The sequence below is a fragment of the Bradyrhizobium sp. 142 genome (genome assembly GCF_023074015.1).
Classification (GTDB): Bacteria; Pseudomonadota; Alphaproteobacteria; order Rhizobiales; family Xanthobacteraceae; genus Bradyrhizobium.
The window spans coordinates 1-17,038 of sequence record NZ_JADPKQ010000496.1 but is presented as its reverse complement, the minus strand read 5'-3'; the positions used below and the strand labels follow the sequence as shown (position 1 = coordinate 17,038).

Here is a 17,038-nt window from a genome sequence, read left to right as displayed (position 1 = left end):
CGGGCCCGGACCTCGGGTGAAAACTTGTTCGTCGTCTTGCTCGTCATGGCTCCATCCTCTCAGGAGTTGGAGCCTCCGGCAAACCCGGGGCGGTTCAGTGTCGCCACGCTGCTTGCTTCATGGGGACAGCATGATCAACATTTCACAGATAACGCCAGGACGGACCGGGCGCACGCTAAGGCCCTGACAGCGCGTGCCGGGACGGCTTCGAAACTAGACACTTTTCTCGGCCCAATGCCATGTTAGTTTGGTGCTGAAGACTGAGCGCGTCGATAGTATGGTCGCTTGCTCAAGACATACTCGGACGACGTTGTGCGAAGCAAGTTGTGGCGCTCGGGGCTTCAGTTCGCGCCAGGAGATCTCGCAATTGGCTCATGGGATGGCGTTGGCGCATCGCGGCCCGGACGCTCAGGCCGATGCAGCGCTCAGAAGCCGGCGTCCAGTGGCCTCGCGCGTTGTGCCGATCATGGGCAAACCGATCAGCTTTCACATGTCATTGTCTGCTTGAGCGGTAGCAGCGAGCTGGGCGCTGCTGCACGTCGGGCAGTGGGCCGTGGTCGGGTAACGGGCCACGAGCCGCTCTATCGAATACGATCCTTCGCCCATACACTGCGCTAGTCGGCAGCGCCCGCTGCCGATGCTGTGCAGGCCCGGCCGGCGCGCAGGATTGGGCTGGATCGACACGATCGGGTCACGTATTGGGTGTGTAAGTCGCATCTCGGCGTGCCGCGGTCCACTCTTTGGCGGCCTTAATCGGTACTCGCGCCGTTTTGCGAAGTCCCTTCACAAGCTCGCCCCATATGTGTCAGGTTTCGGCTCAGTCCTTATTGACCGGGCGGGCAAATGCCGCGGGACCCCCTCAGCCGAACTCTGTTCGGCTCAAATGTCGACAGTGACATCCAGCCCCTGTGGGAGGACGGTGATCGCGCGTTCTGCCGTGCGTGGCGCCGGCAAATCCACGGCAGCAGGGCTGTCGTGCTTGTCGTGCGGCCCATCACGGAACACCCAGCGACGCTCGACCGCCTCGCCCATGAGTATGAGCTGAGGGAGGAGCTAGACGAGGCATGGGCGGTGCGGCCGTTGGAACTCATCCGGGAAGCTGGTCGGACTATGCTGGTCCTGGAGGATCCATGCGGCGAGCCACTGCTAAATTTACTCGGGATCCGTATGGAGCCCAAGCGCTTCGTGCGCCTCGCTGTTGGTATCGCGAGGGCCGTGGGCAAGCTTCACCGGCACGGCTTGGTCCACAAGGACCTGAAGCCCGCTCACATTCTGGTCAATTGTCCTGACGAACAGGTGCGACTCACTGGGTTTGGTCTGGCTTCCCGTCTTTCCCGCGAGCGCGTGCCGCCTGAGCCTGCCGAGTTCATCGCCGGCTCGCTGCCCTACATGGCGCCCGAACAGACCGGACGAATGAATCGCTCGGTCGATTGTCGCAGTGATCTCTATTCACTTGGCGTGACATTCTACCAGATGCTGATCGGCGCGCTGCCGTTCACGGGCTCAGATCCCTTGGAGTGGATCCATTGTCATATTGCAAGAAAAGCAATACCGCCCGTCGAGAAATCGCAAAACCTTCCGGAGCCGATATCTCAGATTGTGATGAAACTCCTCGCGAAAAGCGCCGAGGAACGCTACCAGACTGCCGCTGGCCTTGAGCACGATCTGCAACACTGTCTCGCAGCATGGGCCAACCACGGTCGCATCGACCCGTTTGAGCTCGGCACAGACGACACACCTGATCGATTGCTCATCCCCGAGAAGCTCTATGGCAGAGCCCTTCAGATCGAGGCTTTGCTTGCCTCTTTCGATCGCGCGGTGAAGAGCGGCACGCCGAGGTTGGTGCTCGTCGCCGGTTACTCCGGTGTCGGTAAGTCTTCGCTCGTCCAGGAGCTACACAAAGCACTGGTGCCCTCGCGCGGGCAGTTGGTGTCAGGCAAATTCGACCAACTGAAGCGCGACGTTCCCTATGTGACGCTAGTGCAGACGTTTCAGAGTCTTGTCCGTCCTCTTCTCAGCAAAAGTGAGGGCGAACTCGCCACCTGGCGGCAAGCGCTCCGGGAGGCGCTCGGGGCGAATGGACGACTGATGGCCGAATTGATCCCCGATCTGAGCCTGATCATTGGCGAGCAGCCCGCGGTTGCTGAGCTTCCAGCCCGGCAAGCGCAAATTCGTTTCCAGCTGGTGCTTCGCCGCTTTATTGGCGTGTTCGCCCGGCGAACCCATCCTTTGGTGCTCTTCCTCGACGATTTGCAGTGGCATGATGCCGCAACGCTCGACTTGATCGAGGATCTCCTGACCCAGTCGGATCTGCACCTGCTGCTCATTGGAGCTTACCGCAGCAACGAACTTGATGCAGGCCATCCACTCAAACGCAAGCTCGACTCCATCAGGAGAGCCGACGTAAATTTCGAGGAGATCACGCTCTCGCCGCTCACTGCAGACGATGTCGCGCAGTTAGTCGCGGATACCCTTCGCTGCGGACCAAAACGCGCTGCCCCGCTTGCAAAGTTGGTGCATCAGAAGACGATGGGTAATCCGTTCTTCGCCATTCAATTCCTTTCTGAACTGGCTGAAGAGCAGCTGTTGACGTTCGATCACGAGTCGGCGCGCTGGCGATGGGATCTCGAGCGTATTCACGCAAAAGCGTACACCGAGAACGTCGTAGAGCTGATGCTCGGCAAGCTCATCCGCCTGCCCGAGGAAACGCAGGACGCGCTGCAACAGCTGGCCTGTTTCGGCAACATCGCCGGGACGGCGGAGCTTGCGATCGTGCTCGAAATTTCGCAGGAGCAGGTGCATGCGACCCTGTGGCCGGCGATCCGGCAGGAACTGATCGCGCGCCACGGAACAGCCTACCGCTTCCTCCACGATCGCGTTCAAGAGGCGGCCTACTTGCTGGTGCCGGAATCCTCGCGCGCTCCTGCCCATCTGCGGATCGGTCGGATGCTGGCGGCACACGTCCCTGCGCACAAACGCGAAGAGGCTATCTTCGACATCGTCAGCCAACTCAATCGAGGTGTCGCGCTAATTGCCTCCGGTCAGGAGCGTGAGCAGCTCGCAGAGCTGAATTTGGTCGCAGGGCAGCGTGCCAGGGCGTCGGCGGCCTACGCCTCGGCACTCACATATTTCACCGTCGGTGCTGCGCTGCTCGCGGAGCACTCTTGGCGAAGGCGCCACGAACTCGCGTTTGCACTGGAGACAAGCCGGGCTGAATGCGAATTCTTGGTAGGCCAGCTGGACATTGCAGAGAGCCTCCTGTCCGTACTGTCGAAGCGCGCTTTGAACGCGCCCCAGCGAGCAACGGTCGCATGTTTGCGGGTCGATCTTTACTTGACGCTCGGTCAGCACGGGCGGGCAGTGCTCACAGGGCTCGAATATCTTCACGACGTCGGGATCGAGTGGTCGCAGCATCCGACGGACCAGGAAACATTGGCCGAATATCAGCGGATGTGGTCACAGCTGCCCGACGCAATCGAGGATCTTGCTAGTTTGCCTGCAATGACAGATCAGACCACGCTTGCCACGCTTGCCGTCTTGACGCGCATTCTTCCGCCCGCAGGTTTCACGGACGCCAATTTATCCGCTTTGGTCATCTGCAGAGCTGTCACCATCAGCCTCGAATACGGCAACACTGATGCTTCTTGCGCCCATTACGCATGGCTAGGCCGAATCTTGGCCGGGCGCTTCGGTGACTACCAAGCAGCTGACAAATTTGGTCGTCTTGCTTGCGACCTGGTTGATCGCGGTGAGTTCTCCCGCTTTCGGGCTCCCGTCTATTTGGCCTTCGGGTGCAACGTGATCCCGTGGACGAAGCCCCTAAGAGGTAGCCGAGTTTTGATTCGGCGAGCGCTCGCAGCTGCGGTCAGCAGCGGCGATGTCATCTATGAGGCGTACAGCTTGCTTCATCTAACCTCAAATATGATGATGGCCGGAGATCCCCTGAAAGAGGTACAGAACGAGATAGAGAAAAGCTTTGCTACGATACGGAATAGAAAGGTTCAGTTTGCTGCTGATACCGTAGCCGCTCAGCTCGCAATCATTAGAAGCATGCGCGGCCTCACGCGCTCATTCGGTTGCTTGGATGACCAACAATTTGACGAGCTAGAGGTCGAGCGATCGTTGGCACGGAGTCCGGAGCTGTCACCTAGCGAAACCGTCTACTGGATCCGCAAACTTCAGGCGCGATTTCTAGCCGGCGATTATGCTGCGGCTGTTGATGCTCGCTCCAAGGCGGAGCCCAAATTATGGACTATGCCCACAGAGCCCTTGATCGCGGAGTTTCACTTCTATGGTGCGCTGTCTCACTCATGTTACTGCGACAAGCCAGGCGAAAGCGAACAACAGCAACATTGGGATATCATTGATGCCCATTACAGACAGCTGCAGATATGGGCGACGAATTGCCCCGAAAATTTTGAGAATCGGGCTGCCTTGGTCGGCGCTGAAATTGCAAGGCGGGAACACCGCGATGCAGACGCAATGCGACTGTATGAACACTCAATCCAGACCGCAGCACGTAACGGTTTCGCCCACCACGAGGGAATCGCTTGCGAACTTGCAGCGCGCTTTTATGCTGCGCGCGGTTTTGACAGAATCTCCCGGGTTTACCTGCAGGACGCGCGGCGCGGCTACCTTCGTTGGGGAGCAGATGGCAAAGTGCGTCAGCTCGACGAGCTGAATCCCCATCTCAGCCATGAGGAGACCACTCCTGCCGTGAATGGAATGAGGATCGGAGCTCCGGTTGAGCATCTTGATCTCGCGACGGTGACAAAAGTGTCGCAGGCGATTTCCGGCGAGATTGTTCTTCAAAAACTAATCGACACGCTTATGCGGACTGCCATTGAGCAGGCCGGCGCCGAACGAGCTTTGTTAATTCTGCTGCATGGAGGCGAGCCACGGATCGAGGCGGAAGCCGCAACGGTAGCGGATGCGCTGCTTGTAAAGGTGAATGAACAGCCCGTAACTCCGATGGCGCTTCCCGAGTCCGTGCTGCATTTCGTCCTACGTGTCCGCGAAAACGTTATTCTCGAAGATGCTGCCGCCGAGCCTTCATTTGCGGAAGATCCGTATATCCGCGAGCGCAAAGCGCGTTCTATTCTTTGCCTGCCACTGATCACGCAGGGCAAGCTGATCGGCGTACTTTATCTGGAGAATAATCTCGCCGCGCGCATATTCTCGCCTGCCCGCAACTCGGTGCTGAAAATGCTTGCCTCGCAAGCTGCAACAGCGCTGGAAAACAGCCGGTTGTACAGCGAAGTGCAGCAACGGGAGTCGAAAATCCGGCGCTTACTCGACGCTAACATCATCGGAATATTTATCATTCGCGAAGGAGGCGAGATCATCGAGGCAAATCAAACCTTCCTCACGATGGTTGGATACGACCGAGAGGATCTCGTCGCGGGGCGAGTGAACGGTCTCGACCTGACACCGCCAGAATGGCACGAGCGCACACTGAATGCTGGAACAGAAGCAAGAAGGACCGGAGCTGTCCAGCAATTCGAGAAAGAGTATGTCCGCAAGGATGGCAGCCGCGTGCCGGTGCTAATTGGCCTCGCCGTATTCGATGCGCGAGACGACCAAGGTGTTGGCTTCGTCCTCGACCTGACAGAGCGAAAGAGAGCGGAAGCGGAAGCCCGTGAAAGCGAACGACGGTATCGCGAGACTCTGATGGGGCTGGCACACGCCAATCGGATCACGACAATGGGACAGCTGGCCGCCTCAATCGCCCATGAGGTCAACCAGCCGATTGCCGCGATCAGCAGTAATGCGGGGGCGGGGCTAAATTGGCTCGGTGCTCAACCGCCAAATCTGGAAGAAGTTCGGCAGACCTTCGGTTTGATTGTCCGTGACAGTATGCGTGCAGGGAACGTGATCCGTCGGATCCGCGCTCTTATGAATAAGGCTCCTATGCAAACGGAGCTTCTCGCAATTGACGAATTGATCTTAGAGGTGCTGGCCCTAGTTCGCGCGGAACTTGCGAAAAATGACGTATGGGTGCAAACGCGACGGACTGAGGCGTTGCCGCTTGTCCGGGCAGATCGCGTCCAGGTCCGGCAGGTGATTCTCAATTTGATCACGAACGCCATCGAGGCCATGAGCGAGATCAACGAAGGTGACCGCGAGTTACTGATCAGTGCGCGGACAGATGACTCGAATAACGTAGTGGTCACTTTTCGGGATACGGGTCCAGGACTCGATCCGAACAGCGCTGACCGCGTGTTCGAGGCGTTTTACACCACCAAGTCCGAAGGCATGGGCATGGGGCTGGCCATTTGCCATTCTATCATTGAGGCGCACGGAGGCCGGATGTGGGCGGGCGCCAATGATCCTCGCGGGGCCGTCTTTCAGTTCAGCATGCCGGTTGCGCCGGAGGGCGTGGATCGGTCGGAACAGGTCTCTTCAACGTGTTAGGCTCGAGTTCGATATCGAGCAGGGCGCTCCGGGAGCCCCGATCATCGTGACAGAAGCGAGCGGCGAGACCTTGAGGATTTGAGACACTCGCATTTCTTACTGCCCATCGGGGAGTGTTGGAGCGAGCGCAGATTGTCGCGAATTGTCAGAAGATCTGCAATCTGACCCTAACGTCGGATTCAAGACGCTTTGAGGGCTTCCTGCAAGTCTCTTGAGACTGCAGGGCGTCAAGCGGAATCAGACGAAAGCTGCACACGCAGTGTTCGAGAGAATGACGGCAATCGCCCTCCAAAGCATCTTGTTTGAGTCGGGAGGGCGGCATGATTTACTTTAATGCATGCAACCGTCGCCTGTGGCTGTGCAGAGTTTCAGTGTGGCTGATCAGTTTGCGCCAATCGCAAGATTCCGTGCTAAACTGGTTTAGGAACCGGTTGCTTTGATAACCGTGGAGCCGGCGCTGCCCCCTTGAATCCGATCTCAATGCAGAGCATTCTGTCATGCGCCCCGAAGCGGGCCCCGGATTGCAACCGGTGTACCGCTCTTCTTCTCCGGAGTTGGCCTCGGGGCCTCGCGCCGCTGCTGCCGCTCGCAATAGGTGACGCGCAAGCGATGGCGTCGTGTATGGTTTTCTGTGCTCTGTGAAAAGCACCTGACGCGAGCAGGAACCGACCGCCGCCGGCGCATCGCTGTGCAGAAGGAGAGCAGTCGAGGATATGGAGAAATGCAGGTGGTACCGCGTCGTTCACAATACGTCGTTCGGGTTCGTCATCCTTTCGCAATGAGGTGAGCCACACGACGGTCTTCGTCACGGTCGCTCTTCGATAACCCCTCGATGACGCCGGCGCGATCCGCCGCGCTGCGGTTCTGGCTCATCTTCCGCGTGCCATCGAACCGTGTAATTTGCAATCGCAGACCGACGATCCCCTTAAGCTCCGTTTTGACGAAATCGGCAGGGGCGTCAGACACCGCCCAGCGGTCTTTGCCCGAGCGCTCATGCACATCGGTCAGTCGCGTGACCACCTTTCGCAGCCGATCGGCATCATCGAAGAATTCGACGGGCCCGTAGGCATGCACAGCGACATAGTTCCACGTCGGTACGGCCTCGCCTCTCTCGTGCTTGGTCACGTACCAGGAGGGGCTGACATAGGCCTCCGCTCCAGCGAAAATGGCCATCGCCTCGCCAGTCGGTGTCAGCTTCCACTGCGGATTCGCACGCGCCAGGTGGGCGTAAATCGTGCCCATGGAGCCTTCGCTCTCGTCGAGTACTACGGGCAGCACCGTTCCAACAAGCCCTTCGTGAGTAGCGGTGATCAGTGTCGCCGAGCGTGCCTCGCGCATCGTCCGATGAACGTCGGTGATATCGACAACTTGGAAGGAGGGCGGCGTGTACATCGGCGAAGCTCCCCGGCAGCCCGACGGAAAGCCGGGCGACTCATGATTCGGACTGGGGTACGCCTCATGCTGGATCACAAAAACAATCAGTTTTGGTGGGTAGTTTCGGTGGTAAACCTATGATGCGTCGAAGGTGCAGATCGGAGGTGCGTTTGCACGCTGGCCAGCCGTTGCCTTCCACGCGCCGCTTGCAGACGAATTCGGCTCTTCGTGGCGATGACTGCAGCACATGAGCAGCTTCGCCTTAGCTATGTGGGACGACCAGAATTGCGCCTGAGCCCTTGCCGCATCAGCTCGCCGCGCCGCGAGTCGCAAGTTGGCGGTGACTGGTTGTGCTAGATCCGCCCTGGCACTGGACGGACATATCAAAAACAAGGAAATCGTAGCCATTCCGGCGGCGTGATGATTGCCGGTCATGAAATCGATAGGAGGCGTCCGTCCGTGTGATGTGTCTGGCACGCGACATACAGGGTCCAATCTCGCCCATCTATATCGCAGAAGAAGGGGCCTGACATCTGACGTGCAATCCAGGAAGACGAGGATCCCAGCCGCGCCGCCTACCTGCTTCCCGCGGGATGCGAACTATCATGCACCACGCGTTCTGGTGCTGGCCGAAAATGCCGAAGAGCTCAAGCTCCTCCCGCCGGTCCAGCAAAACGTCAGGAGCGACGGGCCATCCGCCCAGGCCAGACGTGTTGCAACCTACAGTATTCCTCTGACGGGGCTCTCGAAGCATCGACCGCTGCTTTCATCGGCCGTGATTGGCTCAATGGCTACCCAGATCCATCACAGCTGGTGCGGAGCCTGCGGCTGCACACTTCGGCTATTGCGTAGCATGGTTCCGATATTCCGATCCTGCCTTATTGAGGACGATCTGATGGCGTTAACGCCGCATGCTGATGGCCTATTCCAGTTCAGCATTTGAGTTCGAGAGTTCAAGTCCTCGTGCGGATTTTCCGGGAGAGCACATGCCTATGAAGGACACGATGAAGCACATCAAGCGGTCGTTGCGCGTGCTCGGTGGACTTGCTGTCGTCGTCGGCGTCTCCTCCGTGCTCGGACCGAACAATGTGCGATCGGAAGCCCTCAAGGGCTTTGGCTCTGCAGCGACGGGCGGCCTTGGAGGCGAGGTAGTTCAGGTCAGATCAACCAAAGCTCTCAAGTATGAGTTGTGTCGTTCGTACAGCTTCGGGCACTGCAATGACAATAGTCCGCGCGAGATCCAGGTAGCTGGAACCATAGACTTTACCGGTACGGAAGGGCAAGGCGAGGGGCAGGGTTGCCAATACGGCAGTGCTTGTTCGGCACCTTATAAAAGTGAGTCCCTTCTCTTTATGGATGGCAACGATGCGCATTGCGATGGCGAGGAGAAGACATTGGTCGGCTTCGACAGGGCGACAGGGCCGGCAAGCGCCCGCTGGAGATTGGCTCAAACAAGACGGTGATCGGCGTTGGCCCGAGCGCTACAATCAAAGGGAAGGGGCTACGCCTAAATGGGGTCAGCAACGTCGTTATTCGCAACCTGACCATCAGTGATATCAATCAAGGCGTGATATTTGCCGGCGATGCTATTGCAATTGCACGAGCCGACCTGGTTTGGATCGATCACAACCGATTTCATAATATCGGGCGGCAGATGATTGCCGGCGGCTTTGGCCCTACGACGAATATTACGATTTCCTGGAACGACTTCGATGGCAGCGATACCTATTCCTCCTATTGTAACGGGGAGCACTATTGGAATCTCCTGTTTCTTGGTGTCTCGCAGACGATCACCATCGCAAATAACTATTTCCATGAGATCTCAGGGCGGGCGCCGCACATTGACGGTGCGCAGGCTATTATTCATCTCTTTAACAATTACTTTCCACAACACGAATGCGCAACAGAGCGGCGGATTCTTCCATGCAGTGGATGCTGGACCATCTGTGCAAGTACTGATCGAGGCAACTACTTTGATAACATTGAAACACCTATAAAGACTGGTAGTGGACATACCTTTGGCTTGTTGGGCAAACCCAGCCGGGCCGTGCAGAACATCTGTCTCACCGTGCTCGGACGTCGGTGCATCGAGAACATCGCGATCCCAGTGCCGCGGATCAATGGCTTTCGCCTGGATGAAGCCGTAGTTCAATCGTTTGGAGCTCTTCCAAGGTCATCTATTCCTCTTCCATTTCCAGCCGATGATGTTTCGGCGGTGATCACGGCCAGGGCAGGTCCCGGACACCTTGAGAGCCGGTGATGGCCCGTTCGCAGAGGCGGCTCGAGACTGGCCGACGTCCGCAAACTGTTAAGCGGAGGGCGCATACTGGACGAGAACAGCACGCACAGCTGGCTGCCCGACGTTGCACGACGACCGTATGGCCTTTCTCTTCGGGTGCCGAGCGGTACATTTCCTGTCGATTATGCGCCCTATGCCTTGCGCCGCCGACCCGGGTGGCGTTGGAAAAGAGGGTGGGAGGTGGCATCGAGTTCCTGGCAAACTGTTCGACTCAAATCCGATCCTGTACCTGACGGACGTTCACAGCTCCGTTTTCCGACTGGCATGGTGCTTGCTCGAGAGTACCCGTAGCGCGAGGCTCGCCTACGAAGCCGAGTCACACGCGCCCTTGTCCGCTTGAAGAATCCGCAAAGCTTGGAAAAATTCGCAATGAAACAAACGGCTTCGACCGAGAGTGTCATTCCACTGACCGACGTCGTCAAGCGCGCAGCGCGCATCGGTGTTGAAATCAGAAATATCAAGCTCTCGGGTGATTTACCGAGCCAAACCATCGCTGGGATCAACAGCTTGCTGCTCGAACACAAGGTGATCTTTTTCCGCGATCAGGGGCATCTTGATGACGCGGAGCAGGAGCGATTTGCTGCTTGTTTGGGAAGGCTGGTGCCGCATCCGACACTCGGTACGATCAATGGAACGACCTCGATCATCGAGCTTGATTCCGCGCGCGGAGGTAGCCGGGCTGATGTATGGCACGCCGATGGAACCTTTCTCGCGGCGTATCCTAGACTTGCGGTGCTGCGAGCCATTGTGGTCCCATCGTCCGGTGGCGATACGATTTGGTCGAACGCTGTGGCCGCCTATCTGGATCTGCCGCGGCCGCTCCAACGGCTTGCCGACGAACTCTGGACCGTTCACAGCAACGCCTTCGACTACGCCGGGACCTGCCGTGTTCGCGAAATCGACCAGAAGCATTTTGATGAGGTCTTTACCAAAACGATCTATGAGACGGAGCACCCAGTGGTCCGTGTACATCCCGAGACCAGCGAGCGCGCGCTGGTGCTCGGCGATCTGGTGCAAAGATTTATTGATATCCCAAAACGCGACGGTCAGAAGCTGTTTGATCTATTCCAGTCTCATATCACGGCACCTGAAAACACCGTACGCTGGAGCTGGAAAGAAGGCGATGTCGCGATCTGGGATAACCGCGCAACGCAGCATTATGCGGTCAACGATTACGGTGACCAGCATCGCGTCGTTCACCGTGCCACAATCGATGGTGACGCGCCCGTCAGCGTCGACGGTCGATGCAGTGTAACGCGCCTCAAGACGACGAAGCACCCGCCCACGAAGGTTGCCTAGCAAGGCTCGGCAAATTCACCGATAATGCACTGCTCTTATCGCATGTTCGAGCGAATAGATGTTTGAGAAGAGAAGTGAACCCAGCAGAACGCCACGCGCAATTGGATGGGAGGGCTAACGCGCCGCAGACTCGGGAGGCGATCTCCTTGCTGAAGTAAGATGCTAAACCTCGTCTCGACCCGGCGAAAATGAGTCAGCATTCGAGTGGCGCAAGTCATCCGGCCGCGTCCGGTCGATTTGCCGCGGAAGGCGGGCACGTGTCCGCCGACCTTGCGCATCGCCTTTCGGCCAGCGCCACGTCCGTCGGACAGATATAGCGATTGCCGTAGTTGGCTAGCTTTGGCATCTGTGTCGCGGTTCCGCTTACCACACCTCTTCGGGGTGAACTAAGCTCCGAGGGCACGATTTCGGCTTGTCATGGCAGAGTACGAAGCTCGGACGCGAGTCTGACGAGCTGCACCAGCAATCATCCAAAAGCAATGTCGCTGCCGCAAGCTCAGCACTCGATTGAACAAATGAGCATCGGAGATCATTCCGCGGCCGGAGGGTATAGCTCTTGCGCAAGTACGACGTCGGCCTATCGCTCGTAGACCGAAGCAGCAAAGGCTCTAACCTACCATTCCCAACAGCATGCTACGTTGGATATCACGGCCCAATTTACGCGGTACCCGGCTTCGCGTCAGGAGCACAGCGGATACCAAAATCGCCGTGATGGGTGGCCCAAGCCGCTGAAAAGGGCGATTGGGATATCGACTACATGACGGTCCGCGCAGTCCTGAGAGCCTAGAAGAATACCGACGTAGATACCAATATATTCAGGGCGTGTCCTGTTTGCGGCGTGTAGGTAATGCTTGTCGGGTGATTGATGTACGTCAGTCCTACGGTTGTATATATCCCGGGCGCCAGATGCGCCGTATACAGTCCCGAAATTGCTGTGCTGTCCCGGTGCGCCAGCTGCTCTTTCGCCAATGCAGCGTCCACCGCGAAATGGCTCCAGATGGTGTTGTTGACAACAAGACTCATCTGATCAGTGGGCCGGCTGTCAAACAGGCCCTTCGCATACAGGCGAAGCTCGTAGTACTGACTAGCCCTATTTAGGTCAGGCGGAGCGTACATCGCAGAGAATCCGCCATAGATTCCGCGAGATGCCGAGCCATGGACGGCAGACTGCCAGAATTGCCTATCCGCAGCTACATAGTAGACGCTGTTCGCCTTGGCTGTCGGTTGCGTCGGATGCTGTAGGTCCGTGTAGCTGCTGTTGTTAAAGCCCGCGCCAGCCCGCAGCCAAGTCTCGGGTACCCCGGGAGTAGGCTTGTTCTTATAGCAAACTTCATCAAGTAAAAGAATGCCCGCGTCGCGCGTGCTCCAGTTCAAGCCAGTGGGATTTTCGCTTACATGCGTATATTGACCGGCTGGACTGAGCGAGCGCTGGATTGAGAGCTTGTTATATAAGCGATCGTCAAAATTGTACTTCAGATTAAGAGCCGGCGTTGGCGCCCAATTGTTGCTCATGCCTGCTTGGAACAGCATCTTCGACGAGGGTCCAAAAACTTTTTCTCCGGCACCCGCAAACTCATGTTGGTTCCTGAGGTAACCCACTTTGAGTTCGATCTTCCTTTCGAAGAACGTTTGATAGTAGGAAACTGCATTGATTCCCAGTCGGTCTGGCCCGGCGCTCTTCCATGTCCAATATTGATGCTCGGCTCCCACGACGATCTGACCGTCGGGAATTCCAAACCGAGCGAGGTCATAGGTCACGATCATAGAGTTGACCGTACTAAATGTCGGATTCTGGCCGACATATTGTTGATTGGCGATGGTGCTTCTGGCCGCATTACCGAGTTGATTGTTGACAAACGTGTTTAGGGTCCAGCCAGCGAATCCAATCCCGAGATCCGAAAGCTCGGATCTGACAGAAGCTGTATCCTGATCTATGGTGTCCGCAGGACCAGGCCCAGTGAACGCCGCACCTTTTTCGCGGAGCTTCTCGAATTTTGCGAATGGGTCAATCTGCTTTTGACTTCTGCTCTTGGCGGTGTCCTCCGCACTGTCGCGCGTTGTGGTAGACCTAGCTGCTTTTGGCAGCGAGTTCCCAGAAAGGCGCGCTGCTCCTTTGGGCCGGCCGCTTCGGAAGGTTACAGCCGGATTCGAGATTGTTTGGCTTCTTGCCTCGGCGAGCTCATCGGGGCTGTGACTTCTAGGGCCAGAGATATCACCAGGTTCTGCCTCCGCCGAACTGCAGGCGAGACTAGCTATCAGGGAAAGGAGAATACGCCCTCTTGGCTTCGCACTTGGTCGAGAGATGAAAGCAACTGCGCCAGCCGAGTATGCCCGCATGGATACTGGCGCTATACCGCAACAATGCATCGTGATTTCCACGTCCGTGATTTGAATGAGGTGCACTTTCCACCTGACGGCCTAGAGCGGTTCTCGATCCTTGGCTCAAGGCGGTCTAGGTGACGCTTGAGGCCAGGCGGCATCTCTATGCCAACGAGACCCGCTCAGCCTTCCGCGCTATCACCACTGCTGGCGCAGCTTGGCCAACGTGGTGGGTACCCAGCGCGACGCAACCCAGCCGCTCCATCGCTCAATCGAGTGCAAGCATCTGCTGCACCGTGTCGACACGGAGAGTGGCCTGCTCGATGTGAGCGTTCGCTGGCAAGAGATTGGCGGCCAGCGCACGGAGCCCAGGGATTCTCGCGACAGATCCGCTGCCACGAGGATGTTCTTCAACAGAGAGCCGCGCCAGTAGCTGAGCTCGCATAAGAACACGCTGGACCCTAGAAACGCCGCCCGCAGCTCGGTCCATGGGATGAAGCACAGGCGGGCAGAAGGGGCTAACATCTTTTGACGCCCGTAAGCTCGCTGAGGCCGGCACGAGGCCTTGATTGGCTCTCATGGGAAGATGGAGAGCGCGATTGGAGGCGTTTTGATAGCTGCGGGAGGAGACAGAACATCCATCAGCTCGATTGGATTTACCGGATCTATATCGCATCGCGACTTCGTCCTTGATGTGGCCCGAGCGAGTTTCACCGGCACTGACTGGCATGTGTCCGTCATCTCCATCAATTGCTAGGTTTGGTAGGTTGACCGGGCGCGGGACGTCGGCCTCGCTGTGCGAATCGTAGGTATCGTGCCGCTCGGCGCGAGACCATCCCGGCGTCAGGGACGAACTCCGATATGGCAGCATCGAGGGGTGCCATTCGGGAAGGTCGCTTCGATTCCGGTTGCGCGAGGCTCTTACGGGAAATGATTGTTTCGAGGCCGTGATCCCGCGGGATCCGGTTCTAACTGTCGTGCTGGATTACCGTTGGCGCCGTGTCGCGCCGGCGCTGGTTCTTTTGTGCTCTTTGGTCTAGCTCATCGCGTCGACGAGTTGCTGCTCTGGATTGCACGCGGCGGTCCGTAGCGATCCCGGTCGAGCGGCGACCATGCACATCAATAGGATCCGTCGTGCATCACCACGAAACGCTCCGCTTTGCTGGGAGTTCGTATCCAGCGTAGACCGCAGGCTGATTGCGGTATCCCGGGCTGCCAGCGCTTGAGCCAGGTCGAAATATCTTCGCACATCCGGACGAGCTCGATCAGGTTTTCGATGCCGAAGTCGCTAAACGCCTAGATCTCATCTTCTCCGACGCGGTAAACCCAGATGAAGCCGTCCTCGATCGCCATTTTGTTGGCGACGTCCCGCAGCCAGTCGTCGTCCTGGTCGAGGTCCGCGGCCATACGGGCAATGGTGGTGATTGAACTTTGTCGGTCACGCCGCTTGAGCGGACTGCGTTGCAGTCGGGGGCGTCCAATCCCCGGCAGCAACTCGCCCAGCCATCTTCGCGGCTAAGGCCGGGGCGGCTCTCGTCGCGCAGCTGCGCACGGCGTCCTTTATGAATTTGGCGCTGTACGTGACTGCACCAGGTGAGCGAAACTCGTTACCCGGGCTTCTGGGCGCGTAACGGAAGGTAATGCATTCATACGATCACCGCTCCTTGGCTGGTCTTAACAGAGCGGCGTGCCAAGATATGCATCGAATGCGGACGCCACAGCGCGAGTTAGAAAACGATGCTCCTGCCTCACGCGGATGAATCCCTTTTCCACCTCCACGATCCCATCCTCGGCGAGCATTGCCAAGCGTTCGGGTGAACCGAGGAAAGGGACCGGGTCAAATCCATGAGTAATGCAAATTGCCGGAACGTCGACCTCGAAATCGCACATCAGCCGCTCGATGATTGCGGCCCGGACGCGGTCTTCGAGGCTGAGACAGTAGCCCTTTGACGTCGCCAGACGGCCGGCATTGATTTGGTCGCTGTAAGAACCCGCTTCAACTTCGTTCTGGACGTAACCGTCGCCAAGGCGGCCGATGGCCGACGGGCCGAAGCCGATGACTTTATGGCGGGTGTCGGCCGAGTAACCCAGTGAGTTCCGCCGCAGGCGACCGGCTTTCTGCGCCAGCGTGAGCTCATCGTCCGGCAAGGCGAAATGGTCGAGTCCGATTTGGCGGTAGCCCGCAGCAATCAGTGTATTGGCCATCGCCGCGGCCTGTTCTGCACGGGCAGGGCTGTCTGGCAGCGCTGCCTCGTCGATGAGGCGCTGATTCTTCTTAAAGGAAGGAACGTGCGCGTAGCCGAATACCGCAAGCCGGTCTGGTCGCATGGCCACCGCCGTAGTCGCGGTCTGAACGCAGGACTGCACCGTCTGATTTGGCAGACCGTAGATGAGGTCGAAGTTGATGCGCATTACTCCATGCTGCCGCAGCATTTCGACAGCGCGCTCTGTTTGTGCCTCACTCTGAACGCGGTTAATGGCCTTTTGAACAATTGGATCGAAGCTCTGGACGCCCAGGCTCGCGCGGTTCACGCCGGCAGCCGCTAACGCTTCGGATGTGGCGAGCGTGAACGTGCGCGGGTCGATCTCAACAGCGATGGCGGCCGTTTTCGAAACCGCAAAGCGGCGGCGCAGAAGTTCCATCAGTGCCCCGAACTGCGCGGGCTCGATGAGGGTCGGCGTTCCACCGCCGAAGTGCACGTCGCTCACAGGCAGCCGTTGCGGCACCTGCGCCGCGACCAACTCGATCTCCTTACGAAGAACCGCCAAAAATTCTAGGATGGGTGAATCCCGGCGAGTGATGCTTCGAGCGAAGCCGCAATACCAGCAAATCGATCGACAGAACGGAACGTGGAAATAGAGCGACACGGACTCATTAACCGGCAGGCGCTGCAGCCATTCCTCAGAGGCTTCGGCGCCGAACACCGTGGAGAACTCGGCTACAGTTGGATAGATGGTGTACCAAGGAAGGCGAGCATCGCAATACTTTTCCAGGACCGAGGTCTGCAACGATTGTTATCCTATGTTTACGAAGTTTGTGGTCGCAAGCGAAGTCTTTTGCATCCTTTTTTGCCGACAGTAATCCGGAATGTCGCTAGACAATTGGAAGCTTCGTGACGGCCGATCTGCTGACGAAATGCGCGCGCCGGTCCATGGCGACCAGGGTTTCCGGTTGAAGGCGACCACCGTTTCCGGTGGATGACGACCACCTGTTCCGGTCGATGGCGACCAGGGTAACAGGGCTGTGGACGGGCGTGATGAACGCCGTTGGGTGATCCGCGAATCAGCCGGACTTCGCTCCTTTTTCGAGAGGAGTGGGGATGGCCCAACAGA

General features: G+C 57.9%; 7 protein-coding genes. 4 read left to right on the top strand and 3 right to left on the bottom strand.

The annotated features are described in order from the left end of the window. The first annotated feature begins 843 nt into the window (after nt 1-843). The gene (locus IVA82_RS44775; RefSeq protein ID WP_247390797.1) at nt 844-6,414 is read left to right on the top strand and encodes a trifunctional serine/threonine-protein kinase/ATP-binding protein/sensor histidine kinase; all 5,571 of its coding nucleotides are present in this window, start codon (nt 844-846) and stop codon (nt 6,412-6,414) included. A 765-nt stretch (nt 6,415-7,179) separates the two neighbouring features. On the opposite strand, the gene IVA82_RS44770 is transcribed toward IVA82_RS44775, so the two are convergent. Beyond that, complete coding sequence (locus IVA82_RS44770; protein WP_247390795.1) at nt 7,180-7,806, bottom strand: FMN-binding negative transcriptional regulator; 627 nt, start codon at nt 7,804-7,806, stop codon at nt 7,180-7,182. Nucleotides 7,807-8,699: 893 nt separating this feature from the next. Here IVA82_RS44770 and IVA82_RS44765 point away from each other — a divergent pair. The 3 genes from IVA82_RS44765 to IVA82_RS44755 all read left to right on the top strand — a co-directional run bounded on the left by IVA82_RS44765 (nt 8,700) and on the right by IVA82_RS44755 (nt 11,386). Further along, a complete protein-coding gene (locus tag IVA82_RS44765) occupies nt 8,700-9,251 on the top strand; it encodes a hypothetical protein (protein WP_247390793.1) in 552 nt (183 codons plus the stop codon). Further along, on the top strand, nt 9,248-10,048 hold the full coding sequence (locus IVA82_RS44760) for a right-handed parallel beta-helix repeat-containing protein (RefSeq protein ID WP_247390791.1): 801 nt from the start codon (nt 9,248-9,250) through the stop codon (nt 10,046-10,048). The genes IVA82_RS44765 and IVA82_RS44760 overlap by 4 nt, the downstream gene beginning before the upstream one ends. Before the next feature lie 408 nt (nt 10,049-10,456). After that, nucleotides 10,457-11,386 (top strand): TauD/TfdA family dioxygenase, encoded by a 930-nt coding sequence (locus IVA82_RS44755; protein ID WP_247390789.1) that lies wholly within the window; start codon nt 10,457-10,459, stop codon nt 11,384-11,386. Nucleotides 11,387-12,169: 783 nt separating this feature from the next. On the opposite strand, the gene IVA82_RS44750 is transcribed toward IVA82_RS44755, so the two are convergent. Together IVA82_RS44750 and hemN are read right to left on the bottom strand one after the other, a co-directional pair. Beyond that, nucleotides 12,170-13,765 carry a carbohydrate porin gene (locus tag IVA82_RS44750; RefSeq protein ID WP_247493934.1) on the bottom strand — a complete coding sequence of 532 codons (1,596 nt, stop codon included), beginning with the start codon at nt 13,763-13,765 and terminating at the stop codon, nt 12,170-12,172. A gap of 1,614 nt (nt 13,766-15,379) precedes the next feature. After that, nucleotides 15,380-16,714 (bottom strand): oxygen-independent coproporphyrinogen III oxidase, encoded by a 1,335-nt coding sequence (hemN, locus tag IVA82_RS44745; protein WP_247390786.1) that lies wholly within the window; start codon nt 16,712-16,714, stop codon nt 15,380-15,382. Nucleotides 16,715-17,038 lie beyond the last annotated feature (324 nt).

Excerpts from the sequence above, each read along its gene's own strand:
- IVA82_RS44775 (WP_247390797.1), top strand. The coding sequence starts at position 844 with ATGCCGCGGGACCCCCTCAGCCGAACTCTGTTCGGCTCAAATGTCGAC.
- IVA82_RS44770 (WP_247390795.1), bottom strand. The coding sequence starts at position 7,806 with ATGTACACGCCGCCCTCCTTCCAAGTTGTCGATATCACCGACGTTCAT.
- IVA82_RS44765 (WP_247390793.1), top strand. The coding sequence starts at position 8,700 with ATGCTGATGGCCTATTCCAGTTCAGCATTTGAGTTCGAGAGTTCAAGT.
- IVA82_RS44755 (WP_247390789.1), top strand. The coding sequence starts at position 10,457 with ATGAAACAAACGGCTTCGACCGAGAGTGTCATTCCACTGACCGACGTC.